28 protein-coding genes are annotated in these 22,830 nt (G+C 67.3%); 13 read left to right on the top strand and 15 right to left on the bottom strand.

The window, feature by feature from the left end; genetic code table 11:
- Positions 1–2 precede the first annotated feature (2 nt).
- The 6 genes from ACZ7KI_RS11505 to ACZ7KI_RS11480 form a co-directional block, all read right to left on the bottom strand.
- On the bottom strand, positions 3–1,628 hold the full coding sequence (locus tag ACZ7KI_RS11505; RefSeq protein WP_470273050.1) for a class I tRNA ligase family protein: 1,626 nt from the start codon (positions 1,626–1,628) through the stop codon (positions 3–5).
- Positions 1,625–1,990 (bottom strand): cupin domain-containing protein, encoded by a 366-nt coding sequence (locus tag ACZ7KI_RS11500; protein WP_470273049.1) that lies wholly within the window; start codon positions 1,988–1,990, stop codon positions 1,625–1,627. The genes ACZ7KI_RS11505 and ACZ7KI_RS11500 overlap by 4 nt, the downstream gene beginning before the upstream one ends.
- Positions 1,991–2,013: 23 nt before the next feature.
- Complete coding sequence (locus ACZ7KI_RS11495; RefSeq protein WP_470273048.1) at positions 2,014–3,327, bottom strand: lysine N(6)-hydroxylase/L-ornithine N(5)-oxygenase family protein; 1,314 nt, start codon at positions 3,325–3,327, stop codon at positions 2,014–2,016.
- A gap of 58 nt (positions 3,328–3,385) precedes the next feature.
- Positions 3,386–4,642, bottom strand: a complete 1,257-nt coding sequence (locus ACZ7KI_RS11490) for an ATP-grasp domain-containing protein (RefSeq protein WP_470273047.1) — start codon at positions 4,640–4,642, stop codon at positions 3,386–3,388.
- Between the two features lie 532 nt (positions 4,643–5,174).
- Positions 5,175–5,543, bottom strand: a complete 369-nt coding sequence (locus ACZ7KI_RS11485) for a hypothetical protein (protein ID WP_470273046.1) — start codon at positions 5,541–5,543, stop codon at positions 5,175–5,177.
- Between the two features lie 144 nt (positions 5,544–5,687).
- Positions 5,688–6,095 carry a VOC family protein gene (locus ACZ7KI_RS11480; protein WP_470273045.1) on the bottom strand — a complete coding sequence of 136 codons (408 nt, stop codon included), beginning with the start codon at positions 6,093–6,095 and terminating at the stop codon, positions 5,688–5,690.
- A gap of 288 nt (positions 6,096–6,383) precedes the next feature.
- Here ACZ7KI_RS11480 and ACZ7KI_RS11475 point away from each other — a divergent pair, with 288 nt between their 5' ends.
- Both ACZ7KI_RS11475 and ACZ7KI_RS11470 read left to right on the top strand, forming a co-directional pair.
- Positions 6,384–6,863 carry a DUF2975 domain-containing protein gene (locus tag ACZ7KI_RS11475; protein ID WP_470273044.1) on the top strand — a complete coding sequence of 160 codons (480 nt, stop codon included), beginning with the start codon at positions 6,384–6,386 and terminating at the stop codon, positions 6,861–6,863.
- Positions 6,863–7,075, top strand: coding sequence for a helix-turn-helix domain-containing protein (locus ACZ7KI_RS11470; RefSeq protein WP_470273043.1), 213 nt, complete (start codon positions 6,863–6,865; stop codon positions 7,073–7,075). Before ACZ7KI_RS11475 ends, ACZ7KI_RS11470 begins: the two co-directional genes overlap by 1 nt.
- Before the next feature lie 4 nt (positions 7,076–7,079).
- Here ACZ7KI_RS11470 and ACZ7KI_RS11465 read toward each other — a convergent pair whose 3' ends face one another.
- On the bottom strand, positions 7,080–8,393 hold the full coding sequence (locus tag ACZ7KI_RS11465) for a cytochrome P450 (RefSeq protein WP_470273042.1): 1,314 nt from the start codon (positions 8,391–8,393) through the stop codon (positions 7,080–7,082).
- A 71-nt stretch (positions 8,394–8,464) separates the two neighbouring features.
- On the opposite strand from ACZ7KI_RS11465, the gene ACZ7KI_RS11460 reads away from it, so the two are divergent.
- Complete coding sequence (locus tag ACZ7KI_RS11460) at positions 8,465–9,085, top strand: UdgX family uracil-DNA binding protein (protein ID WP_470273041.1); 621 nt, start codon at positions 8,465–8,467, stop codon at positions 9,083–9,085.
- Position 9,086: 1 nt separating this feature from the next.
- Here ACZ7KI_RS11460 and ACZ7KI_RS11455 read toward each other — a convergent pair whose 3' ends face one another.
- Positions 9,087–9,281: a hypothetical protein gene (locus ACZ7KI_RS11455; RefSeq protein ID WP_470273040.1), complete on the bottom strand. Its 195-nt coding sequence runs from the start codon at positions 9,279–9,281 to the stop codon at positions 9,087–9,089.
- A gap of 84 nt (positions 9,282–9,365) precedes the next feature.
- Entirely contained in the window at positions 9,366–10,328 is a 963-nt protein-coding gene (locus ACZ7KI_RS11450) for a TIGR03557 family F420-dependent LLM class oxidoreductase (RefSeq protein WP_470273039.1), read from the bottom strand.
- Positions 10,329–10,440: 112 nt separating this feature from the next.
- Between ACZ7KI_RS11450 and ACZ7KI_RS11445 the strand changes: the two genes are divergently transcribed.
- From ACZ7KI_RS11445 to ACZ7KI_RS11435, 3 genes are all read left to right on the top strand, one after another.
- The gene (locus ACZ7KI_RS11445) at positions 10,441–10,773 is read left to right on the top strand and encodes a plasmid stabilization protein (RefSeq protein WP_470273038.1); all 333 of its coding nucleotides are present in this window, start codon (positions 10,441–10,443) and stop codon (positions 10,771–10,773) included.
- Between the two features lie 64 nt (positions 10,774–10,837).
- A complete protein-coding gene (locus tag ACZ7KI_RS11440) occupies positions 10,838–11,290 on the top strand; it encodes an ATP-binding protein (protein WP_470273037.1) in 453 nt (150 codons plus the stop codon).
- Positions 11,287–12,075, top strand: coding sequence for a SigB/SigF/SigG family RNA polymerase sigma factor (locus tag ACZ7KI_RS11435; protein WP_470273036.1), 789 nt, complete (start codon positions 11,287–11,289; stop codon positions 12,073–12,075). Before ACZ7KI_RS11440 ends, ACZ7KI_RS11435 begins: the two co-directional genes overlap by 4 nt.
- Before the next feature lie 1,387 nt (positions 12,076–13,462).
- On the opposite strand, the gene ACZ7KI_RS11430 is transcribed toward ACZ7KI_RS11435, so the two are convergent.
- From ACZ7KI_RS11430 to ACZ7KI_RS11420, 3 genes are all read right to left on the bottom strand, one after another.
- Positions 13,463–13,792 (bottom strand): DUF3140 domain-containing protein, encoded by a 330-nt coding sequence (locus tag ACZ7KI_RS11430; RefSeq protein ID WP_470273035.1) that lies wholly within the window; start codon positions 13,790–13,792, stop codon positions 13,463–13,465.
- Positions 13,793–13,822: 30 nt separating this feature from the next.
- Positions 13,823–14,287, bottom strand: a complete 465-nt coding sequence (locus ACZ7KI_RS11425; RefSeq protein ID WP_470273034.1) for a hypothetical protein — start codon at positions 14,285–14,287, stop codon at positions 13,823–13,825.
- Between the two features lie 97 nt (positions 14,288–14,384).
- Positions 14,385–14,846, bottom strand: coding sequence for an SRPBCC family protein (locus ACZ7KI_RS11420; RefSeq protein WP_470273033.1), 462 nt, complete (start codon positions 14,844–14,846; stop codon positions 14,385–14,387).
- Positions 14,847–14,983: 137 nt separating this feature from the next.
- Here ACZ7KI_RS11420 and ACZ7KI_RS11415 point away from each other — a divergent pair, with 137 nt between their 5' ends.
- The 6 genes from ACZ7KI_RS11415 to ACZ7KI_RS11390 are packed head-to-tail and all read left to right on the top strand — an operon-like array spanning position 14,984 to position 19,610.
- Positions 14,984–15,397 carry a phage holin family protein gene (locus ACZ7KI_RS11415; RefSeq protein ID WP_470273032.1) on the top strand — a complete coding sequence of 138 codons (414 nt, stop codon included), beginning with the start codon at positions 14,984–14,986 and terminating at the stop codon, positions 15,395–15,397.
- Positions 15,394–15,699: a DUF3618 domain-containing protein gene (locus tag ACZ7KI_RS11410; RefSeq protein WP_470273031.1), complete on the top strand. Its 306-nt coding sequence runs from the start codon at positions 15,394–15,396 to the stop codon at positions 15,697–15,699. The genes ACZ7KI_RS11415 and ACZ7KI_RS11410 overlap by 4 nt, the downstream gene beginning before the upstream one ends.
- Complete coding sequence (locus ACZ7KI_RS11405) at positions 15,696–15,962, top strand: DUF4235 domain-containing protein (protein ID WP_037306277.1); 267 nt, start codon at positions 15,696–15,698, stop codon at positions 15,960–15,962. The genes ACZ7KI_RS11410 and ACZ7KI_RS11405 overlap by 4 nt, the downstream gene beginning before the upstream one ends.
- A 15-nt stretch (positions 15,963–15,977) precedes the next feature.
- Positions 15,978–17,273, top strand: a complete 1,296-nt coding sequence (locus ACZ7KI_RS11400; RefSeq protein WP_470273030.1) for an NAD(P)/FAD-dependent oxidoreductase — start codon at positions 15,978–15,980, stop codon at positions 17,271–17,273.
- 13 nt (positions 17,274–17,286) lie between these two features.
- The gene (locus ACZ7KI_RS11395; protein WP_470273029.1) at positions 17,287–17,790 is read left to right on the top strand and encodes a hypothetical protein; all 504 of its coding nucleotides are present in this window, start codon (positions 17,287–17,289) and stop codon (positions 17,788–17,790) included.
- A 29-nt stretch (positions 17,791–17,819) separates the two neighbouring features.
- The gene (locus tag ACZ7KI_RS11390; protein ID WP_470273028.1) at positions 17,820–19,610 is read left to right on the top strand and encodes a thiamine pyrophosphate-requiring protein; all 1,791 of its coding nucleotides are present in this window, start codon (positions 17,820–17,822) and stop codon (positions 19,608–19,610) included.
- Positions 19,611–19,613: 3 nt separating this feature from the next.
- Here the strand turns inward: ACZ7KI_RS11390 and ACZ7KI_RS11385 are convergent, their stop codons facing one another.
- Entirely contained in the window at positions 19,614–20,375 is a 762-nt protein-coding gene (locus ACZ7KI_RS11385; RefSeq protein WP_470273027.1) for a glucose 1-dehydrogenase, read from the bottom strand.
- A gap of 50 nt (positions 20,376–20,425) precedes the next feature.
- The gene (locus ACZ7KI_RS11380) at positions 20,426–21,022 is read right to left on the bottom strand and encodes a TetR/AcrR family transcriptional regulator (protein ID WP_470273026.1); all 597 of its coding nucleotides are present in this window, start codon (positions 21,020–21,022) and stop codon (positions 20,426–20,428) included.
- A gap of 143 nt (positions 21,023–21,165) precedes the next feature.
- Between ACZ7KI_RS11380 and ACZ7KI_RS11375 the strand changes: the two genes are divergently transcribed.
- A complete protein-coding gene (locus ACZ7KI_RS11375; protein WP_470273025.1) occupies positions 21,166–21,690 on the top strand; it encodes a GNAT family N-acetyltransferase in 525 nt (174 codons plus the stop codon).
- On the opposite strand, the gene ACZ7KI_RS11370 is transcribed toward ACZ7KI_RS11375, so the two are convergent.
- Positions 21,687–22,769, bottom strand: coding sequence for a TetR/AcrR family transcriptional regulator (locus ACZ7KI_RS11370; RefSeq protein ID WP_470273024.1), 1,083 nt, complete (start codon positions 22,767–22,769; stop codon positions 21,687–21,689). The two genes, ACZ7KI_RS11375 and ACZ7KI_RS11370, sit on opposite strands and share 4 nt — an antisense overlap.
- Between the last annotated feature and the right edge of the window lie 61 nt (positions 22,770–22,830).

Here is a 22,830-nt window from a genome sequence, read left to right as displayed (position 1 = left end):
GCTCAGACCTCGCTCGTCGGGGGAAATTCCAGTGGTGGCACGGCGAACGCCGTGGTGTACGTGACGTCGAAGGCGTCCGAGGTGATCCGGAGGTCGAATCCGCCCGCGCTCGCGGCACGCGCGGAGAGGTCGATGAGGATCGGTGACGCGCAGCCGATCAGCGCGCGCAGTTCCAGGAAGAGGTCGCCCAGCCTGCCGCGGAGCACCTCCTGGTCCAGGTTCCCCGCGAGCGTGCGTTCCGTGGCGGCTCGCAGGCGCTCGACGTGCTGCACCATCAGATCGGCCGCCCGGCTGAGGCTGAAGTCCTCGAGTTCGTAGTTCAGGACGAACCGGGACACCATCGCCGTCGCCCGTTCCGTGGCCTCGGTGGACACCGGAAGCCGGCTTTCACCACCGATCTCGGCGGTGAGTTTGGCCAGGGACTCCGCGAGTTCGTTCCAGGGCGCGACGAGCCGTTCCCCGGCGATCTTCTCCAGCGCGGCACGGCTGAAGTTGGTCCGGGCGAACTCGGGGGCGGTGAGGTTGAGGTAGAACCGCGCGAGGTCACGCGGCAGCTCGGCCGCCAGTTCGCGGGCCCAGACCACGTGTCCCTTGCTGGTGGAGAACTTCTCGTTCTCCAGTTCGTAGAACTCGTTGACCAGCAACGTGTCCGGCAGGACGTAGCGGCCGTCGTGGGCGATCAGCTCGGCGACGTGGACGACGCCCCAGGTGAACAGCGGGTCGAACCCCATGAACACCACGACCCGCGCGTCGTTCTCCGCGAGCCACGCGTCGTCGTCGGCGAGTACCGGCTTTCCGTTGCGTCGCAAGGCGTACTCGGTGCAGTACATTGACGCGGGCATGCCCTCGACCCAGGCGTTGAGCGTCTGTCCCGGCGTTTCCGCGAACGGCGCGGGCAGTCCCCAGCTCACCGGGTAGGTGACGGCGAAGTCCGGCAACGGTCCGGCCAGCAGTTCACGCATTAGCCCGAGGACGTGCGGCCGCCAGGCGGGACCGCGTTGTTCGTAGTAGTCGAGCAATTGTTCGCGGTACTCCGAGACAGGGAAGACCAGGATCTCCGTCTCGCGGTAGGTGACCTCGTCGGCCGGGTCGAGCACCGAATACGGCTCGATGAGCGCGTCGAAGTCGATCGGATGCCCGCAGCCCTCGCAGAATCCGCCGCGGCTGTCGGCGAGACAGGTGGGGCAGCCACCGCCGACGAAACCCTCGACCAGGAATTCGTCCTGGCGCGCGCTGTAAGGCAGCCGCACCTTGCGCAGGCGGAGCTTTCCGTTGTCGTACAAGCGGTTGACGTAGTCGTAGACGAGGGCCTTGTAGCCGTCGTCGGTCGGCGAGAAGCCGTCGACCTCGACGCCCATCGCCTCGAAGGTGCGCTGGATGTTCTCGGTCGACTGCACCACCAGCTCGGGCGGGGTCACCCCGACCCGGGCGGCGCTGGTGACGAGGTAGGTCTGGCTGTCGTCGGTGCACGAGGCGAACACGCCTTCGCGGCCCGCGGCACGCAGATACCGCCGGTGCACGTCGGCACCGAGGTACGGTCCGGCGATATGCCCGATGTGCAGGTCCCCATTGGACGTCGGAGGGCCGCCGATGATCACCACCGGCCTTGTGTCGCGGGCCGTGGTCACGCGCGCTCCTCGTGCCGGGCGGCGAACTTCGCCGTCATGTCGGTGTCCCACCAGATCGCGTACATCTCGAAGGCCTCGGCCCCGTCGTTGAGGATGCGGTGCTCGGTGCCGGGCGCGTGGAACTCGACGTCGCCCGGCCGGAACGTGCGGCGTTCTCCCCCGGCTTCGACGACCGCCTCACCGCTGACGGCGATGAAGATCTCGTACTCGTGGTGGGAATGCGCGCCCGTCGCGCCGTGCGCGGGCACCGTGACCCAGGCACCCTCGAACGGCGCGTTCAGCGCCGCCCACGGCAGGAGCCGCTGTCCGAAGGCACCGTTCTCGAAGACCATCTTCTCCCGCTCCAGCGGACGGATCTCCATGACTGCTTCTTCCTTTCCGTGGCTCAGCGGGTGGCGACGATGGGTGCGGTGTCCGACGTCGGCTGAGGAGGCACCGATGGGGTCTCGCCGCGATGGGCGAGGATGTCCTGCAGGATGTCGTTGGCGCGCGGGGCGAGCACGCTCAGCAGCGAGTCCGCGATCCCGTGCGTCGCCTCGTTGACACCCTGGAGGTAGACGGCCGCGGTGGCGGGCTGGTCGATCTCCAGCCGGTAGTCGCGGGTCACCTTGATCTCCGAGAGACCGATCGATTTCGCGATCTCCTGGACCATCCTCGGCATCTCCGGCGAGAAGCCGGTGCCGAGCAGGACGAGATCCGTACGCAGTTCCTGCGTCTCGCCGGTGCGCCGGTCGGTCAGTTCCAGCACGACCTCGTCGCCCTCGTCGCGGGCGTCGGTGATGTCGCTCATCGTGATCATCCGCAGCCGCGACCGACCGGAAAGCCGGTCGAGGTAGATCGAGCGGTAGAGCGCGTCCATCGTGCCCGGCGCCAGCCCGGAGTAATTCGTGTGGTGCATTTCCTTGAGCATCTGCTCCCGGGCGTCCGGCAGCGCGTCGAAGAACTTGTCCACATGGGACGGGAAGAACAGCTCGTTGTTGAACTTGCTGCTCTCGTAGTAGTTCAGGCCGATCGACCGCATCACCATGGTCGGCTTGCATTCGGGCAGATCGTTCTGCACCGCGCCGAACAGTTCCGCCGCACTCTGGCCCGCGCCGATCACCGCGACGCGGTACGGGAGGTCCTTGCGCAGCTTGGCGATCCTCGGCAGGTACTGGGTGCTGTGGATGACGCGGTCCTGGTTCACCGTCCGGAGCTGGTCGGGGATCCGCGCGTCCCGGCCGGCGCCGACCACCAGGTACCGGCTGCGGATGACCTCGCCGTCGGCGATCCGGGTCTCCCAGCCGGTGAGCGTGCCGTCCGTCCACACGGGAGTGATCTCGCGGCATTCGCGGCCACGCTGCAGATCGACCATCGACAGCGAGTTGGCCGTCCACTTGAGATAGTCGGCCAGCTCGACCCGGTACGGGACGAAGCTGCCCATGTTCACGAACTCGTTGAGGCGGTTGGTGTCGTGCAGGTAGTTGAGGAACGAGAACCGGCTGCGCGGATTGCGCAGGGTCACCAGATCCTTGAGGAACGAGACCTGCGACAACGCCTCCGGCAGGAGCATGCCCCGCTGCCAGGAGACCTCCTCGTCGCGTTCGATCAGGACCGAATCACGGGCAAGGCCGGGCGCGAGCTCCTCCAGTGCCACTGCGAGTGCCAGGTTGGACGGTCCTGCTCCGACTGCGAGAAGCTCGACATCACGGTTCGCCATTGTTTGCTCCGCCATCGTTGAGAGTGCTTGGAAGGTGTTCTGCGGTGCCGTCACGCGGTCAGCCACCGGTGGCCACCGAGGACAGCAGGGGGTACGCGGTCAGCCGGACCTGGGCCATGGCCTTGTCCAGCACCACCTCGCAGTCGTCGGGGTCACGACCGGCACAGATCACGTACGCGTGGCGCGAAATGAACTCCGCCGGCGGCAGCCGCATCCGCGTGCCCGGTTCGACGAGTGCGTCGGAGGCGAGGATTCCGTTGCCCAGCAAGGTGTCCGGCACCGAGACCGATTCGACGACACAGTCCTGCTTCGGGTAGCCGAACCGCACGCCGACCCACCGGTCCTCGGCCTCGTGCGGGATGTGGGGCCGCATGCCGAGCGCGACGTCGACCGCGGCGGCTCCCGGGTCGATCCCGGTCGCGAACCGGGCGAGCAACGGGATCAGGTCCCCGCCGAGCCTGCCGTTGATCTCCACGATCACCGGCCCGCGTTCGGTGAGCTTGAGTTCGGTATGGGTGATGCCGTACCGGAAATCGATCGCGCCGTGCGCGCGGGCCAGCGTCGAACGGAGTACGGGGTCGGCGAGCAGCTCGTCGTCGGAGCTGACCAGGTGGCCGAGCTCCTCGAAGTACGGATGCATGCCGACCGTCTTGTGCGCCAGGAACATCGGCATGTACTCGCCGTCGACGACGGCGCCGTCCACGCTGATCTCCGGGCCGGTCAGATACTCCTCGACCAGCGCCCCGCCCTGATAGGCGGGCGAGCCGCCGAAGCTGGCGTCCTCCGCGGTACGGAACGCCTTCCGCACCGCCTCGCCGTCTTCCGCGAGACTGACGCCGATGCTGGCCCCACCCCCGCGCGGCTTGACGACGACCGGGTAGCCGATCCGCTCCGCCACGCGGACCGCCTGCTCCTCGTCGTGCACGAAACCGAAGTCCGGCTGCGCGACTCCGGCCGCGGTGAGCGTCCGGCGGCTGAGCCATTTGTCGCGGCAGCCCTCGATCGCGGAAATTCCCGCGCCCGGCACGCCGAGTTCGTCCGCGACGTGCGCCGCGGTCACGATCAACGCCTCGTCCCACGACACCACGCCGAGTACCGGTGTGGCCGCGTTCAGCGCGCGGGCCGCGGCCAGCACGGCGTCGCGGTCCTGCAGGTCCAGCACCGTGGCGCCGGTGACGTAACGCTCCTGCCAGGTCGGTTCGGCCCCGTTGAACAGCCACAAGGGATGCCGGTGACCGGCCGACGCCAACAGGTACTCCCGGTACGGCCGCATCCCGCAGCCGATGACCAGGACAACACCCTCCGCTGAGCTCATTCCCTCTCCCCACCAGCCCGTCGCTTCGTCGCGGGCTACTACATCCCGGGGATTGGTTGACCGGAACCCTTGATTCGGGCAGAACAATCAACGGGATGCCTGGTGGGGTCGCCCTCTCCAGTACCTGAAGGCCCCCACACGTGGGCTAGGCGCAGGACCGCAGGCGCCGGTGGCGGAGCTTGATCAACGGAAGATCGGGGACGTTGAGTGTTCCTGATCTTCCGTTGATCAAGGACGAGCCGAGGTAGGGCAGACTTCTGGACGCCAGTGGGCCCTCAGTGTCCACAAGGGACACGGCCGCGCGATTGAGTGTCCGATTGATGCCGCTGTGTCCGCTTTTGCGCGTGGAGTCCGTGAAGGCCTCCTTCCCTACCCTGAAGGTAGTGAAGGAGGCCTTCACGGACTCAAGAACCCGGCGAAACCGTGCGAGTCACCCAAACCGGGCACTGCTGTCTCGAAGAGCATCCCTTGTGGACATTCGAAAGCCAGGCAAGGACCCTCTGCGTGAGCCGACTCCACCACGACCGGGCCGCTAGTTGCGGTTCCCGTAGGACTGCTCGCACGGATACCCGTCACGGTCGGCGTCCCAGCTCAGCGGACGGCCCGCGGCCACCCAGGCGTTGAACGCGTATTCGAAGGAGTACCCCTCGGCGAGAAGCCGCTGGCACGAAGTGAGCCGCTGGACCGCGGGCGCCCGCGTGACCGTCACCGGCGGCTCCACCACGATCACCGAGGTGGGCGGCGGCGGTGCGAGGACCACCGCGGTGGTCGTCGAGGGCGGCGCGAGCTCGCGCACCACGGTGACCGGGGTACCGACGGTCGGTGTCCCGCAACCGCCCAGTCCCCCGACGGAAACGGCGGCACCTGCCGAAACCAGCAGTGCCGCGATCTTCCTGTTCATATCCTTGCCTCCCGATGGAACCGCCGGATCCTCTCCAGAGGAGGTCGGCGGTTTCACCGGTGCTATGACAAGAATCGCGTGATCGAGGCCGTAAGTCCCCGGAAGTCGGGAGCTTCGGCAGGGCCCAGGGCGGGCCGGAAAGCCCTAAGACTGGATGACGTTCACCATCCACGAGATGCCGAACTTGTCGGTGCAGGCACCGAATTCGTCACCCCACATCTGCTTTTCGAACGGGATCGAAACCGCGCCTTCGGCGGACAGCTTCTCCCAGTATCCGCGCAATTCCTCGCCGTCGTCACCACTGAGGCTGACCGACAGGTTGGTGCCCGGCTTGTGCTCCATTCCCGGGGGCGTGTCCGCCGCCATGATCGTGTACCCGCTCGGCGATTCGAGCTGGGCGTGCATGATCTGGTCTTCCACGGGCGAGCCCGCCATCCCGGATTCGCCGAAGGTGTTCAGCGTCAGTTCCCCACCGAACACCGACTTGTAGAACTCCATGGCCTGCCGGGCGTCACCGGCGAAGCTGATGTATGGATTGAGACGGGAAGCCATTGGATGCTCCTTCGGATCGGGTCACGAGCATCCTGGCAGACACCGCCGGAGGCGACAACGACGGAACTACGGCCGGGTGAATCCGGTCAGGCGACGAAAATTCAACGACGTTCACCGAATGCGGTGAGTGATTTCCTTAATACCCCTTTTCCTCTTCGTAAGTGATTCGGGTTGCGGGTGCGGTCGGGTGGGAACCCGCGACCTCGGTAGCACCCCAAGGCCGTCGCGATGATCGCCAGACGATAGCTACCGATTGACTCTCGATAGATATCACGCGACACTCGATGCATGATCACTGCTCAACGGGCGGTCGCGCCCCTCAGAGTGTTCCTCGTGCTGCTGTTCGGCATCCTGGTGCTCTTCCAGACCATGTCCCTGCCAGGGCAGTTCGCGCACATGGCTCGCCAGGATCCCGAGATGGCCTACCTGCGCTGGCCCGCGACGGCCGTTTCCGTCTTCTGGGTGCTGTGCGTCCAGGTCGTGGTCGTCGCCACCTGGCAACTGCTGACCCTGGTCAAGAAGGACCGAATCTTCACCGAAGCGTCGTTGAGGTGGGTGGACGCGATCGTCTGGGCGATCCTCGCCGGCTGGCTCGTGCTCGCGGGCGTGTTCCTCTACGTGGGCTTCAACGCCGACGACCCAGGCCTGCCGCTCCTGTTGTTCCTGGCGCTGATCGGCGTCGCCGTACTCGGCCTCCTCATGGTCGTCATGCGCACACTGCTGCGCCAGGCCACCACGCTGCGGTCCGATCTGGAACAGGTGATCTGATGCCGATCGTCGTCCGCATCGACGTCGAACTGGCCAAACGCAAGATGAGTGTCGGCGAATTCGCCGAACTCGTCGGGCTCACCCCGGCGAACGTGGCCGTGCTGAAGAACGGTCGCGCCAAGGCCGTGCGGTTCAGCACCCTGGAGGCCATGTGCCGCGTACTCGAGTGCCAGCCCGGTGACCTGCTCGAATGGGTCGACGACGAGACCTGAGCGCTCAGCCGGAGACCAGCTCGAACTTCAGGTGGAAGTTGTCGAGCGTCGCGGGCAACGGCCGTTCCGGACCGAGGACGGCGCCCGACACCAGGTCGAAGCGGCGGTCGCGGATCAGGTGCGCGAGCATCGTGCTCGCGCAGAACAGCACCAGGTCCCGGCCAGGGCAGATGGCGGGACCGGCGCTGAAGGGCACCAGCGCCGGATTGACCGCCGCGCTGCCGTCCAGCCAGATTTCGGGTTCGAACCGGTCGGCGTAGGGCATCGACTCCGGATCGCGGTGGAAGAACGGGGTGAAGATCAGGACCGTTGTCCCCGCGGGGCCCCACGCGGTCTCGGCGGTGCTCTCGCGCAGCAACGCCGGCGTGGTCGGCCACAGCCGGACCGATTCGAGGGCACAGGCACGCAGGTAGGCGAACTGGTTCGGCTCGGCCGGATCGGCGTCGCCGAGTTCCTCGTCGGCCCGTTCACGGGCGGCGGGGTGGGTGGCGAGCAGCGCGAGCGCGCGGAAAGTGACGATCCCGGCCGCGTCGAACGCGAAGAGCCAGTGGGCGACCTGGTCGGCGACGACCTCGGGTTTCCGTTCCTCGGTCGCCGAAGCGATGACCTCGGCGAGGCTGCCCGGTTCGACCCGCTCCAGGTGTTCGATCAGCCGCGTGCGGAACCGCTCGTGCAGGTCCTCGCGGCGGGGATGCGCGTAGGCCCAGTTCGCGTCCTTACGCAGGCGGGCGAGCATGTCGGTGAGTTCGTCGTCGCCCGCGGCGGACTCGCCGAGGGTGATCTGCCGGACGATGCGCCACCAGGCGATGTTGAAGGTGTCCCAGTCCAGGGTTCCCTTGTCCCACAACGACGCCGCTTCCCTGGCGATCACCGCCGCGAAGGGGGCGGCGAGGGCGTGCAGCGGACGGCCGGGTTCCAGGACCTCCTCGTTGAACCGACGCCGCGGGGGCCGGTCGGTCGCGTCCGAGATCAGCACGCCGTGGGGCTGGAAGTGGCCCAGCGCGGCCTTCTTCTCCTTCGTCGACGGGCTGAACGGGACCGGTGCCGCGGCGAGCACCTCGGCGACGTCCTCGGCGGAAAGCGCCAGATCGACCGAACGCCCCGGCACACGCAGACGCAACGGCCCGGCGCCGTACCGGGACCGGAGCCGCCCCAGCAAGCGCACCGCCGGACGGTCCAGTTGCAATTTCTGGGCCGCGGCCAGGCCGAGCGGACGACGTTTGATCACCCCGCCCGCGAGGGTCGGCAGCACGACCTGCACGGCGACGCGGAGTGTGTCCTGAATGGAGGCGGTAGCCGGTTCGGTGTTGGTGACCATGACTCCCGGCTACCCGTCGCGGCGGGCGCGAAAACGGTTTGACCGGGTGGTGGGCCGGGAAATCGCTCGGAATGGCGACCAAGGCACCCGGGGCGGACCCGCCCGAAACCACCGATCTGGACCGGCTCCGCGAGGCGGCGTCCTCCTGTCACGGATGCGATCTCTATCGCGACGCGACCCAGACCGTCTTCGGCGAGGGGCCCCGCAAGGCGGAGATCATGGTGGTCGGAGAACAGCCCGGTGACCAGGAGGACCTGGCGGGCGCCCCGTTCGTCGGGCCTGCCGGCCGGCTGCTCGACCGGGCCTTCGACGAAGCGGGTTTCGACCGACGGAAGATCTACGTCACCAACGCGGTCAAACACTTCAAGTTCAAGCGCGACGAACGCGGTAAGCGGCGTATCCACAAGACGCCGTCGAAGACCGAGATCGTCGCGTGCCGTCCGTGGCTGCACGCGGAACTGTCCGCGATCCACCCGGAGCTGCTGATCTTCCTCGGCGCGACGGCCGCGAAGGCGCTGCTGGGCGATGACTTCCGCATCACCCGTAGCCGTGGCGAACGGATCGAACTGCCCGAATTCGACGTCACCGCGGTCGCCACGGTCCATCCGTCCGCGGTGCTGCGCGCGCCGGACCGCGACGAGGCCTATCAGGCCTTCGTCGCGGACCTCGTGGCGGCGCGCGGCAGCCGTTGAATCAGGCCACTTCGGACCTGCGGCCGCTGCTCTCGTGCAGGCCGAGCATGTCCAGCAGCCTCGCGCAGTCGTCGGCGCTCGTCGCCCGTGAAGCGACGGCGAGCGCCGCCTTCCGGCGTACCGCCTGCTGCTCCGGCGTGTCCTGGCCCTCCGGGAGCAGGTCGGGTACCGGGTGAAGTCCGAGTTCGTTGTTCATCAGTTCCCCCTTCGGGTGATGGCCGACGTAGGGTCAAGTACCCACGACCGCCGGCTTGAACACAGGTGACTGGAGTTCGGGTGATCAGCCGCGCAAGGCCGGAAGCAACTCGTCCTCGGCGAAGCGGAGGAAATCCTCCTGCTGATCGCCGCCGATCTGGACCAGGGCGAGGTCGGTGAATCCCGCCGCCTCGTACTCGGCGGCCTGCTTCACGATCTGGTCGACGTCAGGTCCGCACGGGATGGACGCGGCGACGTCCTCGGGTTTGACGAACTGGGTGGCCCCGGCGAAGCCCGCCGGTCCCGGCAGTTCGGCGTTGACCTTCCAGCCGCCGCCGAACCAGCGGAACTGCTCGTGCGCGCGCTGGATGGCGGCGTCGCGGTCCTTGCCCCAGGACACCGGCATCTGGCCGATCTTCCGGCTGGGCGGGCCGAGTTTGGTGGCGTCCCACTCCCGGCTCAGCGATTCGTCCGGCTCCACCGCGATCATCGCGTCGGCGATCGGGGCGAACCTGGTCACCGACTGTGACCCGGACACCGCCACCCCGATCGGGACACGCTGCTCCGGAAGGTCCCAGAGCTTCGCCGAGTCGACCCGGAAGTGCTCACCCACGTAGTTGAAGTACCCGCCGTCGAACAGGCCGCCGATGATCTGGACGGCCTCGGCGAGCATCTCGTGGCGGACGTTCGCCGGTGGCCAGCCCTGGCCGATGACATGCTCGTTGAGGTTCTCCCCCGCGCCGAGGCCGAGGGTGAACCGCCCGTCCGAGAGTGCCTGGACCGTCGCCGCCTTCTGCGCGACCACCGCCGGGTGGTACCGCATGATCGGGCAGGTCACAAAGGTCATCAACTCGACCCGTTCGGTGCTCTGGGTGACCGCTCCCAGCACGCTCCACGCGTACGGCGAATGGCCCTGCTCGTCCAGCCAAGGTGAGTAATGGTCGCTCATCACCTCGAAGTCGAATCCCGCCTTCTCCGCCCCGGCGGCGTACCCCACCAGGTCCTTCGGTCCGGCCTGTTCGGTCATGAGCGTGTAGCCGATGCGCATCGAAGCCTCCCTTCGTGTCTGATCACCGCGTACCCGCCCGTTCCCGGGGTCAACCGGAGGTTTATCCGGCGAATCGATCGGGGTACCTGACCCGGGGAAGAGAGGAGTCAGGATGCCTCAGCAGAGTTGGAGCGACAAACGAGAACGTCAGTACGAGCACATCAAGGAATCGGCCGAGGACCGGGGCGCGAGCACCGACCGCGCCGAGGAGATCGCCGCGCGCACGGTCAACAAGAACCGCGCGCGGGCAGGCGAGTCGCGCGAGGCGAGCCGCTCCTCCATCGAGGACATGTCTCCGCAGCGGCGGGGCGGCATGCGCTCGGGCAACCGGCTGGGGCCGAACGGCCCGACCAAGGACCAGCTCTACAACGAAGCGAAGAAACGCGACGTCAAGGGCCGGTCGCAGATGTCCAAAAAGGAGCTTCAGCGGGCCCTCGGCCGTTGATCACGCGTCCCGCGGCGGGTCCCCTCCGCGGTTGTCCCACGGCCACGGACGGATAGGTTTGAGCATGGATGCACACGGACGGGGCCGTCTCACCCCCCAAACCCGGCCCCAGTCAGACGGTCTGGTGGACCGGGTCGAGCTTCGCCTGCCCGCCGAGGCGGAGCAGATCCCTCTGGTCCGCACGCTCACCCATGGGGTGGTCGCGCGTGCGGACTTCGGCTTGGACGCCATTTCAGACGCGAAGATGGCCGTCGACGAAGCCTGTTCACAACTTGTCCAGCCCGCGGAACTGGGAGCCGTGCTGTGCTGTGTCTTTCACGAGATCCCGGAGGGCATCGCCGTCTCGATCTCGACTCGGACTTCGAAGCCCTTTTTGCCGAGCGAAACGACGTTCGGCTGGCATGTCCTGACGACCTTGACGCGCTCGGCGACGGCGCGGGCAGAGCCGATTCCCGGCGAAACTGGGGGTACGACGACGATCGAACTCGTCCTGACCCCGGGAACGAGCGACGGGTGAGCGGCGAGCGTAAGACACTCGCGCGGCAGGCAGACGATTACGCCCATTGCGAACCGCTCTTCCAGGAGATGTCCGCCCTGCCCGAGGACTCCCCGCGCCGCCAAGAGCTGCGTGCCCGGCTGGTCACCGAACTGCTGCCCCTCGCCGAGCACATCGCCACCCGGTTCTCCGGCCGGGGCGAGCCCCGCGAGGATCTGGTGCAGGTGGCCCGGATCGGGTTGATCAACGCGGTCGATCGCTTCGATCCCGCCCGGGGCCACGACTTCCTCTCCTTCGCCGTGCCCACGGTCATGGGCGAGGTCCGGCGGCACTTCCGCGACACCGGCTGGTCGGTCCGGGTCCCGAGGCGACTCAAGGAACTCCACGTCTCGCTCAGCCAGGGCACGGCCGCGCTGTCCCAGAGCCTCGGCCGCGCGCCGACGCCGACGGAACTCGCCGAATACCTGGGGCTCGACATCAACGAGGTGCGTGAAGGCCTGCTCGCCGGCCAGGCGTACCAGACGTTGTCGGTCGACAAGCCGGTTCACGACGATGCCACCGAAGCGCTTTCCCTCGCCGACACGATCGGCGAGGAGGACCACGAGATGGCTTTGGTGGAGACCCACGAGGCGCTGCAACCGTTGCTGCGGGAGCTGCCGAAGCGGGAGCGGGCGATCCTCGTGATGCGGTTCTTCGGCGGCTACACCCAGACACAGATCGCGGAGAAGGTCGGCATCTCGCAGATGCACGTCTCACGGCTTCTCTCGCAGACGCTGGACCAGCTGCGGGGAAAGCTGTCGGAGTGAAACCGTCGCTCTAACCGCCGTGAAGGCCTCCTTCCCTACCGGACGACACGCGGTGAGATTCGCCGTCCCCGCGTGTCGTCCGTCTGGGTACGCGTGTCGTCCACTCACGTACGCCTTTATGGACAATCAAGAGCCCGGTGAGGCCCCTTGAGTGAGCACGATCCTTCCCTACCTTGAGAACAAGGCCCCGGCAAAGTCGCATAATCGCTGGTCTGCTCCGTTGCTAGCGCGGGTCAAGGCGAATGTGTCGTGGCGGAGCCGGCGGGAGCGGGTTCAGGCAAAAGGGGCCTCACCTGGCTCCTGACTGTCCATAAGGGACACTTCTCGGGACAAATGTGCCCGATTTGGGCGAGTTGCGGGGTTTGATGAGGGGGTAGCGAGTGATGTGGGTCGTTCTATTGAGGGGTAAGGCAAACATGGCGTGATCGCCTCGCTGACGTGAAGATCCCCTTCCCTACCCTGAAGGTAGCGAAGTAGACCTTCGCGGACTGGTCGCAATCAAGGACGCCCCACTGAGACAGTGGGGCGTCCTTGACTGTCCACAGGGGACACTATTGGACGATTTCATGTCCGACTGAGGCCTGCATTTACGGTTTCGAAGGGGGTCGTGAGTGTTAATTAGGGTTATTGAGGGGTAAGTCAAACGTGTCGTGTCGCGGGCTGTGGTCGCTGCTGCCTACGCGTTTCCCTGGTGGTGAAGGCTTCCTTGCCTACGCTGACGGTAGTGAAGGAGCCCTTCACTACCGTCAGGCGTGATCCCTGGTGACAGTGGGACGGCTGTGACATCAACGTCCCGTCTTGAAGTCCGTGAAGGCCTCCTTGAGGGACCCAGAGTCCCTCAAGGAGGCCTTCACGGACTTACCACCCACCACGCCACCTTTGCCTTACCCCTCAATAGAACCCTACTTCGCACTCACGACCCGCTCGCGAAACCACGCATACCACCCAAGTTGGACACTTGCCTTGCAAATAGGGTCCTTTGTAGACAGACCAGTCGCCGTCCCCGCTCCCGTCAGCCGGTCCGGACCCACGCCGGGGCACGCCACGTTTGGGTTACCTCTCAATAACCCTCATTAACACTCACGACCCCCGCACAGAAACGTATATAGCGGCATCAATCGGACAGCCGATCGGCTGGCGGTGTCCCTTGTGGACACTGAAGCCCGCTGGCATCCAGAATCAGGCCTGCCCTACCCCGGCTCGACCTTGATCAACGGAAGATCGGGGACATCGAGTGTCCCTGATCTTCCGTTAATCAAGCTCCGCCGCTGGTGCACGGCCCATGACAATGCAGGAATAGTCGCCTGACCTGCAAGACCGCGACTTTGCCGGTTCCCTACCTTGAGAGTAGGGAAGGAGGCCTTCACGGACGGCGGGAAGACGACCGTCAGACGGGTTTCAGCGGATCGTGCCCCAGCGACATCAGCTTGTGCCGCCAGTGCGCCTCACCCGCGACGGGTTCCAGGTCGTCACGGCGTTCCTCCTCGACCCGCCGGACGACCGAGCGCATCACGCGCTCGTCGTCGGCGGTGAGGTCGGTCCTGCGCTTGCCGAGAATGCTCAGCACATGCCGTCCGGTCGGCGTTCCCGCCTGGTCCGGCAGCGCTTCGTCCTCGGGCTCTGCCGACCGCGTGCGCAGCCAGTCGGCCAGTTCCCGCGAGGTCATGTTGACCACGCGATGGAACTCGTCCCACAATTCGTCTTCGATCTCGTGCATGGCGAAACCTCCTGCCAGCACTCGGTTTTCTTACGGCGTCGTGTACGGCGCGTGCTGCTCGATCGACGGGCTCGCCGTCGGGAAGCGGCCTTCCTGACCGGGAACCGGGGCGACCGTGGTCCCCTGCTGTTCGGGCTCGACACGCTGCCTCGGGCGGTTGATCACCGCTTCGGCCTCCTGCTCACCGCGGATCCGCGAGAGCACGCTGAGCGTGATCGCGTGGGCGACGGCCAGCACCAGCAACAGAACACCCAGTCGGCCCACCACACCCGGCAGATCGCTGCCGCCGATGTCGACGGTAGACAGCAACGCCAGCACGCCCAGTGTCGCGAGGTGGAACAACACCGTGACGAGCCAGGTCATGGACGCCCCGGCGGCCGGATCGCCGTGCGAACCTCGCAGGTAACGCTTACCGCTCTGGTAGATGATCAGGCCGTCGAGCATGACCAGCGCCACCCCGATGACGAGGAAGGCTACGTATGCGTTGGTAGTCATGCCGGGACGCTCCCTTCGTAGAGGACCTCACCCACTGAGATACCCGCGACTCCCGCCTGGAAAACGCGGTTTTCCAGGCGGGAGTCGCAGGATGGTGTCAGCTGCCGGGGCGGTCGACGTCGCCGCGCCAGGCGCCGGACTCGTGACCGCGGCTCTCGATGTACTCCTTGAACCGCTTCATGTCGCCCTTGACCCGGCGGTCGAGGACACCGAGTTTGTCGGCGACGTTCTCGGCGAAGCCCTCGGGGTCGATCTCCATCTGTGCCGTGACACGCGTCTTGTTGTCGTCCAGGCGATGGAAGGTGATGACGCCCGCGTGGTCCGGACCGGAGTCCGACGTCCACGCGACGCGCTCGTCGGGATGCTGTTCGGTGATGGTCGCGTCGAATTCCCGGCTCACACCACCGAACTTGGTCACCCAGTGGGTGTGGGTCGCGTCGATTTGACGGATCTCCTCGACGCCCTCCATGAACTTCGGGAAAGACTCGAACTGAGTCCACTGGTTGTACGCGGTCTTGACCGGTACGTCGACGTCCACCATTTCGGTGATCGTGCTCATGCATCCTCCTGTCGGTTGGGTGCTTTTCGAGCCGGCACTCTCTCGGCTACCCGGCGTTCCCCTGGCCGAAACTCGCCGTGATTGACCACCCGTACTCCCGGGTACCCGGCGGACAGAACACTCCGAGGAGGTGCTCCATGATCGAAGAAACCCACCGGAAATCGCCGTCGGACAAGTCGGTCGGCGAACTGGTCTCCGACCTGTCCGACGAGGTCAAGCACCTGGTCCGCGACGAGATGCGGCTGGCCGTCTTCGAGTTGCAGGGCAAAGGAAAGCGATTCGGGCTCGGCGCCGGGTTGTTCGGCGCGGCCGGTGTCTTCGCCCTGTTCGGCCTGGCGACCCTGATCGCCGCGGTGGTGCTGGCACTCGCCCTCGTCATGCCCGCGTGGCTGGCGGCCGTGGTGACCGGCGCGGCGCTGCTGCTGATCGGCGGGCTTTCCGCCATCGTCGGCCGCAAGGAGGTCGCGAGCGCGACCCCGCCGATGCCGGAAGAGGCCATCGAAGGCGTCCGCAAGGATGTCGACACCGTCAAGCAGGGAGTGCGCTCATGAGTGATTTTCCCAAGAACGCCGAAGAAGCCCGCGCCGATCGCGACGTGACCCGCGAGGAACTCACCGAAACCCTCGACGCGCTGGGCCAGAAACTCGACGTGAAGGCCAGGGTCAACGAGAACCTGGACGCCAAGGTCGACCAGGCCAGCGAAAAGATCGCCGAGAAGGTTTCGGAGCCTGCCGCGGACAAGTTCCGTCAGGGCACCGAAGTCGTCCGTGCCAATCCGCTGCCGATCTTCGCCGGAGTTCTCGCGCTCCTCGTGACGATCCGGCTGATCATGCGAAAGAGGTCTTCGTCGTGAACAAGGTCCTCTACAAACCGATGAACATGGTCATCAGCGCCCTCGGCGGGATCCTCGCCGGCGCCGCGTTCAAGCAGATCTGGAAACGCGTCAGCGGTGACGAGGACGCGCCGGACGCCATGGACCGGGACTTCACCTGGACCCAGGTGATCGTCGCGGCCGCCGCGCAGGGCGCGATCTTCGGCGCGGTGAAGGCGGCGACCGAACGAGCCGGCGCGGTCGGCTACCGCAAGGCGACCGGCGACTGGCCCACCAAGGACTGACCCGGAAGGGTGACGATGCGCGTAGTGATCATCGGCGGGGGTTTCGCCGGCTACAACGCCGCCAAAACCCTGCTCAAATCGGTCGGCGACGACACCGAAATCGTCGTGCTGAACCCGACCGACTACTTCCTCTATCTCCCCCTCCTGCCCGAAGTCGCCGCCGGCATCCTCGAACCCCGGCGGATCTCGGTGTCCATCCCCGGCACCCTGCGCGGCGTACGCCTGGTGCTCGGCACCGCGACCTCGGTCGACTTCGACGGCCGCACCGTGAGCTACACCGACCCCGAGGACCGCGAACACCACATCGGATACGACAGGCTCGTGCTCGCCGCGGGCAGCGTCAACAAACTGCTGCCGATCCCCGGTGTGCCCGAGTACGCCCACGGCTTCCGCGGTCTTCCCGAGGCTCTCTACCTTCGTGATCACGTCACGCGGCAGATCGAACTCGCCGCCTCCGCGACGGATCCGGCCGAACGCGACGCACGGTGCACGTTCGTCGTGGTCGGCGCCGGGTACACCGGGACCGAGGTCGCCGCGCAGGGCCCGGCCTTCACCGCCGCGCTCGCCGCGCGGCATCCCGAACTCGAAGGCCAGAAGATCCGGTGGCTGCTGCTGGACGTCGCCGAACGCGTCCTGCCGGAACTCGACCGGCGGCTCGGCACGACCGCCGACGAGGTGCTGCGGGCACGCGGCGTCGAGGTGCTGATGAAGACATCCGTCGACAACGCCGACGAAAAGGGTGTCACGCTGACCTCCGGCGAATCCGTGCCGACCCGCACACTCGTCTGGTGTGTCGGGGTCCGGCCGGATCCGCTGATCGAGGACCTGGGCCTCAAGACGGCCAAGGGCAGGCTGGTCGTCACCGCGCAACTGAACGTCCCCGGACGACGCGACGTCTACGCCTGCGGCGACGCGGCCGCCGTCCCGGATCTGACCCGGCCGGGCGAATACACCCCGATGACGGCGCAGCACGCCGAACGGCAAGGGAAACTCGCCGGGCGTAACGTGGCCGCGTCACTGGGCCACGGTTCGCACGGCACATACCGGCACCATGATCTCGGCTTCGTCGTCGACCTGGGTGCCCACCAAGCCGCGGCGAATCCCTTGCACATCCCGCTTTCCGGGCTCGCGGCCAAGGCGGTCACCCGCGGCTACCATCTGCTCGCCATGCCGGGTAACCGGTTGCGGACCGCCACCGACTGGGCGCTGGAAGCGGTGGGCAAGCGCCAGACCGTCCAATTGGGACTCGTTCGGTCGGCCGCGGTGCCGCTGGACACCGATTCCCCGGAATTACCCCGTACCAAATGTTAGAGGAAAGGTGACCATGTCCACCGAACCGGATTCCGTCCGCGCCGAGGGACCCTCGGTCGTCACCGATGGCGGGAACGAGGCGGCGAAACTCGTCGTCCTCGATCCCGCGGGTGAAGGCAAGAACGGTGAACTCCCGGCGACCTGGCGGCCGCTCACGGCCCAGCGTCAGGTGATCTGGTGCCGTCTGCCGGTGGACGGCGCGTTGACCCAGGCCGAGGACGTGGTCGGCGACGCGGAGTCCGGCGGCCCACCGATCGATGTCGTGGCGAGCGGCGAGGCAGCCGGAGACGCGCTGCGAATCGCCGAACGGCACCCGGGCGCGGTCGGGCATGTCCTGCTGGTCGATCCCGTACCGGACGAGACCTCCGAGCCGGCCGAGCGGGTGCGTTCGGCCGGGACCGCGGTCGAGGTGCTCCCGCACAGCACCGGTGAACCGTTCAACCGGATCCCGCCGCCACTCCCGCTCGGACATCCGGACGTCGTCGCCGCGATCACCAAGATCCTCGAGGACGTTTAGCCGCCGGACGGCGGCGGTATCCGGCGCCCATGAGCGAAACCGTTGCGGACCACGTTCTGACCAGGCTGCGCGAATGGGACGTCGAGCAGGTCTTCGCCTATCCCGGCGACGGGATCAACGGGCTGGTGACCGCGTTCGGCGCGGCGGGCAACAAACCTCGCTTCGTGCAGACACGCCACGAGGAGATGGCGGCGTTCGCGGCCGTCGGGTACGCGAAGCTGAGCGGACGGCCGGGCGTCTGCATGGCGACGTCCGGCCCCGGCGCGATCCACCTGCTCAACGGCCTGTACGACGCCAAACTCGACCACGTGCCGGTGGTCGCGATCGTCGGGCAGACGGCGCGCAGCGCGATGGGTGGCAGTTACCAGCAGGAGGTGGACCTCCAGGCGTTGTTCAAGGACGTCGCCAGCGAATACCTCGTCGAGGTGAACGTTCCCGAGCAGCTGCCGAACGCGCTCGACCGCGCCCTGCGCACGGCGATGGCCCAGCGCGCGCCCACGGCGCTGATCATCCCGGCGGATCTGCAGGAGGAGACCTATCACCCACCGCAGCACGAATTCAAGCACGTACCGTCCTCCCCGCCGGATCACCCGCGGGCCAGCGTCATCCCGCCGACCGAAGAGATCACCCGCGCCGCGGAAGTGCTGAACGCGGGCGAAAAGGTCGCGATCCTGATCGGGCAAGGCGCGCGCAACGCCGTCACCGAGCTGCGCGAGGTCGCCGACCTCACCGGTGCCGGGGTGGCGAAAGCGTTGCTGGGCAAGGACGTCCTGCCCGACGACCTGCCGTACGTCACCGGCTCGATCGGCCTGCTCGGCACGCGGCCCACCTACGAGATGATGCGGGACTGCGACACGCTCCTGATCGTCGGTTCGAATATGCCGTACGCGCAGTTCCTGCCGGAATTCGGCCAGGCCCGCGCCGTCCAGATCGACATCGACCCCCGGTTCCTCGGCCTGCGTTATCCCACCGAAGTCAACCTGCTCGGCGACGCGAAGGGCACCTTGCAGCAGCTGATTCCTTCGCTGGAACGCAAAGCCGGACGCGACTGGCGGGAGAAGATCGAGAAGAACACCGCCGAATGGCAGGAAACCGTGACCCGCCAGGCGATGCTTGAGGCGGATCCGGTCAACCCGATGCGCATCGTGCACGAACTGTCCGAACGGATCCCCGAAGACGCCATCGTCACGGCGGATTCCGGTTCGGCGACCAACTGGTACGCCAGGAACCTGCGGATGCGCGGCCGGATGCGGGGCACACTGTCCGGAACGCTGGCGACGATGGGTTCCGGCGTCCCGTACGCGATCGGCGCGAAGTTCGCCCATCCCGACCGGCCGGTGATCGCACTGGTCGGCGATGGCGCGATGCAGATGAACGGGATGGCCGAACTGATGACCATCGCCCGGTATCGCGAACTTTGGGCGGATCAGCGGTGCGTCATCTGCGTGTTCCACAACGGCGACCTGAACCAGGTCACCTGGGAACTGCGCGCCATGGGCGGATCGCCCAAGTTCGAACCCTCGCAGAGCCTGCCGGAAGTGTCCTATTCGGACTTCGCGCTCGAAGTCGGCCTCGGCGGGATCGCCGTCGACGATCCCGCCCGGCTCGGGGAAGCGTGGGACGTCGCGCTGTCGGCCGATGTGCCGACGGTGCTCGACATCCGCTGCGACCCCGAGGTACCGCCGATCCCGCCGCACGCCACCTTCGAACAGCTGAAGTCGATGACCGAAGCCGTCCTCAAGGGCGAGCCCGACGCCTGGCACCTCGTGACGCAGGGGATCAAGACGAAGATGCAGGAACTGCTGCCTTCGCGTCGCTGAGGCTCAGGCGCTCGCACCGCCGTCGAGGACCATGTCGTGTCCGACGACGTACGCGGATTCGTCGGAGGCCAGCCAGAGGACCGCCGCGGCGATCTCCTCGACCGTGCCGATGCGGCCCAGCGGGATGACCGCGCCGAGCCGTTCGGCACGGTCGGCATCGGTCTCACCGGGCCGGAAGGACATTCCGGTGTCGGTGGCGCCGGGGCTGACGGCGTTGATACGGATCCCTTCGGCGATGTGGTCGCGGGCGGCGGTGCGGGTCAGCACGCTCACGGCGGCCTTGGAAGCGGCGTAGGCGGCCATGCCCGGCAGGCGGTTGTGCGAGCCGATGTTGGACGCCATGTTGACGATGACTCCCCCGCCACCCGCCCGCATCCGCGCGATCTCGTGCTTCATGGACAGCCAGGTGCCGGTGAGATTGGTGCGCACGACGGCGTCGAACCCTTCCTCGTCGAGATCGGCCGTCGGCGCCGGAGTGCCGAGGACACCGGCGTTGTTGAACGCGATGTCGAGTTTCCCGTGGCGCCGCACGGTTTCGCTGACCAGATGCTCGACTTCGGCGCCGACGCCCACGTCGGCGACCACCGCGTCCGCCGCGCCGCCCTCGGCCTCGATCTCTTTCACCGTCTGACGCAGCTTCTCGCCGTCCCGGCCGGAGACGACGACCTGCGCACCTTCGCGCGCGAAAGCCGCCGCCGTGGCGCGGCCGATCCCGGAACTTCCCCCGGTGACCAAGACCACCTTGCCGCTGAATCGCTTCCCCACAGTACCCAACTTTCTGGTCCGATCGTTCTAGTATTTAGTGCTGAAAAAATTCAGTGCGGACGGGCGGCGTCGAGGACCGCGAGAGCCTGCTTCGCCGTCGCCTTGGCCCGCGGCGCCGGATCCGGCCCCTTGCTCAGTACCCGCATGCCCTGCAGGACGGTGAGCAGGAAGCGGGCGAGCGCCTCCGGATCGGTGGCGGCGTCGAGTTCGCCTTGCGCCTTCGCCCGGCTCAACGCCATCCGCAAGGCCAGTTCGAGCGCGTCCCAGCTGCGCTCGACCACGCGGGCGACCTCGGGGTCCTTCGGCATCATCTCCATCGCGGCGTTGACCACGAAACAGCCGTCGCGCCCCGATTCGTCGAGAATCTCGGCGAGATAGCGCTCGATGAGCCGCCGTACTCCCGCGAGCGCGGGCCCCGGTCCGGCGAAGTCCTCGACGAACCGCTCGTTGCCGCGGGCGATGTAGCGGTTCAGCGCCGTCAGGTACAGCTCGTGCTTGGTACCGAAGGTCGCGTAGAGACTCGCCTTGCCGATACCCAGCGCGGCGACGAGGTCGTTGACCGAGGTGGCCTCGTACCCCTGCCGCCAGAACAGTTCCAGCGCGGCGTCACAGGCCGCGTCGACGTCGAATTCCTTCACCCGGGACACGAGAGGAAGACTAGCCCTATCTGGAACAGTCGGTCAAATAAGCGGCAGTGTGTGCTGGGTCTCGTGACGATGGAGGATTCGGGTTGCCGAGTTGTCATGATCCGGACACCTCCTCATCCCGGAAGTCGGCGTAGCGTTCTGTTATGGACTTGACCACCGAAAGGCTCGTCCTCCGCGACTGGTCCGAGGACGACGCCGAAGCCGCGCTGGCGATCTACGGCACGACGGACGTGACCCGCTGGCTCACCCCGGCGATGGACCGGGTGGCCGACGCCGCGGCCATGCGTTCGGTATTGCAGGCCTGGCAACAGGCACAGCCCAATCTGGTACCGCCGCGCGGGAGATGGGCGGTGCAGCGCAAGGAGGACGGCGCGGTCGTCGGCGGGCTGGGCATCCATCTGCTGCCACCGTACGAAGAGGACCTGGAGATCAGCTGGCAGCTGCATCCGGACGCCTGGGGCGAGGGATACGCCTCCGAGGCCGCCCGCGCGCTGATCGGCTGGGCGTTCACCCAGGACACGGACGAACTCTTCGCCGTCGCACGGCCGAACAACGTGCGCGCCATCGCGACCGCGAAACGGCTCGGGATGGTCTGGGTCGGGGAAACCGAGAAGTACTACGGGCTCCGCCTGCAGGTGTACCGGATCCGGCACACGGACATCGTCTAGGCCATGTCCACACGGGACACATCACCGGTCACCGAGACGGCGTGTCCCGCGCCGCGCCCGTCCGCGGTGGCGACGATCCGCCCCCGTTCGACCCGGACCGCGGCCTCGGTCTCGTCGCTGACCGCCAGCACCCCCGCGGCCGCCGCCAGTGTCCCGGTCACGTCGCACACCACGCGGACGCCCGGCCAGGCCCGCTCCGGGAAGGCCTGCCGAAGGCCACCGCACACCTCCGCGACGATCAACCGGGTCAGCGGGACCAGCTCGTCGGGCTCGCTGGTCACGACGGCCACGGTGACGTCGTGGCCATAGGCCCGGACGGCCTCCTCGGCGCCGGACAGCCGATGCGTACCCAGGACGACGACGACGCCGTCACTGGGCACGAACGACTCGGCACGCACGAGGTCCACGGCTCCGGGCGGCGCCCAAGGACGGTCGGCGGCCTGCGCGGCCGGCGCGATCACCGGTGGCGCCCACCAGTCGTTGAAAGCCGTCCCCGCCAGACGTTCGCAGGCGCTCACGACGTCGAACGGCTCGACGAGCCCCGGCGCGGCGGCCGCCAGCTGACCGGCGCCGTGCAAGGTGGTCAGCACGGTCTCCGCGAGCCGGACGCGACGCGGGGTCGGCGCTCCCGACGGGCGGTCGGGCGGATCGAGCCGCTCCAGCGCGAGCCCGAGCAGCAACCCGTTGAGCTTCACCAGCTGCGCGAACGGCCGCCGGATCCGCTCGTCCGCGAGCACTTCCGGCATCAGGTCGCGCGCGAGGCCCGCCTGCTCGTCGTCCAGGGGAAGCGCGGCGACCCTGGCCCTGGCCAGTGCGCCTAACGCCTCCTGAAGCGTCTCGCCCGGCACGGCGTGCGCCGCGCCGGGCGACCGCTCCGCCAGTTCGGCCAGCACGGCGAAGTACAGCGCGCGTTTGCCAGGGAAGTTCGAGTAGACCGCGCCGCGGGTGAGTTCCGCCCGTTCGGCGATGACGTCGATCTTGGCGTCGCGGAAGCCCCGCTCCGCGAACTCGTCGCGAGCGGCGGCCAGCACCTTCGCGCGATTGCGCTCCTGCGTCTCCGCCCTGCTGAGCCGGACCATCGGCCTCCCGTCATTGCCCTCGAACCCGGATCAAGATACCTTGACCATTCAGATGATGAGA

Source organism: Amycolatopsis sp. NPDC039088, from assembly GCF_055598845.1.
The sequence above is the reverse complement of the archived record's forward strand: the minus strand, read 5'-3'. Positions and strand labels throughout refer to the sequence as shown.

What these genes read in the sequence shown, in the direction of transcription:
- ACZ7KI_RS11375 (WP_470273025.1), top strand. Translation starts at nt 21,166, where the DNA reads ATGGACTTGACCACCGAAAGGCTCGTCCTCCGCGACTGGTCCGAGGAC.
- ACZ7KI_RS11400 (WP_470273030.1), top strand. Translation starts at nt 15,978, where the DNA reads ATGCGCGTAGTGATCATCGGCGGGGGTTTCGCCGGCTACAACGCCGCC.
- ACZ7KI_RS11445 (WP_470273038.1), top strand. Translation starts at nt 10,441, where the DNA reads ATGCCTCAGCAGAGTTGGAGCGACAAACGAGAACGTCAGTACGAGCAC.
- ACZ7KI_RS11370 (WP_470273024.1), bottom strand. Translation starts at nt 22,769, where the DNA reads ATGGTCCGGCTCAGCAGGGCGGAGACGCAGGAGCGCAATCGCGCGAAG.
- ACZ7KI_RS11460 (WP_470273041.1), top strand. Translation starts at nt 8,465, where the DNA reads ATGGCGACCAAGGCACCCGGGGCGGACCCGCCCGAAACCACCGATCTG.
- ACZ7KI_RS11480 (WP_470273045.1), bottom strand. Translation starts at nt 6,095, where the DNA reads ATGGCTTCCCGTCTCAATCCATACATCAGCTTCGCCGGTGACGCCCGG.
- ACZ7KI_RS11430 (WP_470273035.1), bottom strand. Translation starts at nt 13,792, where the DNA reads ATGCACGAGATCGAAGACGAATTGTGGGACGAGTTCCATCGCGTGGTC.
- ACZ7KI_RS11470 (WP_470273043.1), top strand. Translation starts at nt 6,863, where the DNA reads ATGCCGATCGTCGTCCGCATCGACGTCGAACTGGCCAAACGCAAGATG.
- ACZ7KI_RS11440 (WP_470273037.1), top strand. Translation starts at nt 10,838, where the DNA reads ATGGATGCACACGGACGGGGCCGTCTCACCCCCCAAACCCGGCCCCAG.
- ACZ7KI_RS11390 (WP_470273028.1), top strand. Translation starts at nt 17,820, where the DNA reads ATGAGCGAAACCGTTGCGGACCACGTTCTGACCAGGCTGCGCGAATGG.
- ACZ7KI_RS11425 (WP_470273034.1), bottom strand. Translation starts at nt 14,287, where the DNA reads ATGACTACCAACGCATACGTAGCCTTCCTCGTCATCGGGGTGGCGCTG.
- ACZ7KI_RS11500 (WP_470273049.1), bottom strand. Translation starts at nt 1,990, where the DNA reads ATGGAGATCCGTCCGCTGGAGCGGGAGAAGATGGTCTTCGAGAACGGT.
- ACZ7KI_RS11395 (WP_470273029.1), top strand. Translation starts at nt 17,287, where the DNA reads ATGTCCACCGAACCGGATTCCGTCCGCGCCGAGGGACCCTCGGTCGTC.
- ACZ7KI_RS11485 (WP_470273046.1), bottom strand. Translation starts at nt 5,543, where the DNA reads ATGAACAGGAAGATCGCGGCACTGCTGGTTTCGGCAGGTGCCGCCGTT.
- ACZ7KI_RS11420 (WP_470273033.1), bottom strand. Translation starts at nt 14,846, where the DNA reads ATGAGCACGATCACCGAAATGGTGGACGTCGACGTACCGGTCAAGACC.
- ACZ7KI_RS11490 (WP_470273047.1), bottom strand. Translation starts at nt 4,642, where the DNA reads ATGAGCTCAGCGGAGGGTGTTGTCCTGGTCATCGGCTGCGGGATGCGG.
- ACZ7KI_RS11410 (WP_470273031.1), top strand. Translation starts at nt 15,394, where the DNA reads ATGAGTGATTTTCCCAAGAACGCCGAAGAAGCCCGCGCCGATCGCGAC.
- ACZ7KI_RS11455 (WP_470273040.1), bottom strand. Translation starts at nt 9,281, where the DNA reads ATGAACAACGAACTCGGACTTCACCCGGTACCCGACCTGCTCCCGGAG.
- ACZ7KI_RS11415 (WP_470273032.1), top strand. Translation starts at nt 14,984, where the DNA reads ATGATCGAAGAAACCCACCGGAAATCGCCGTCGGACAAGTCGGTCGGC.
- ACZ7KI_RS11465 (WP_470273042.1), bottom strand. Translation starts at nt 8,393, where the DNA reads ATGGTCACCAACACCGAACCGGCTACCGCCTCCATTCAGGACACACTC.
- ACZ7KI_RS11495 (WP_470273048.1), bottom strand. Translation starts at nt 3,327, where the DNA reads ATGGCGAACCGTGATGTCGAGCTTCTCGCAGTCGGAGCAGGACCGTCC.
- ACZ7KI_RS11450 (WP_470273039.1), bottom strand. Translation starts at nt 10,328, where the DNA reads ATGCGCATCGGCTACACGCTCATGACCGAACAGGCCGGACCGAAGGAC.
- ACZ7KI_RS11475 (WP_470273044.1), top strand. Translation starts at nt 6,384, where the DNA reads ATGATCACTGCTCAACGGGCGGTCGCGCCCCTCAGAGTGTTCCTCGTG.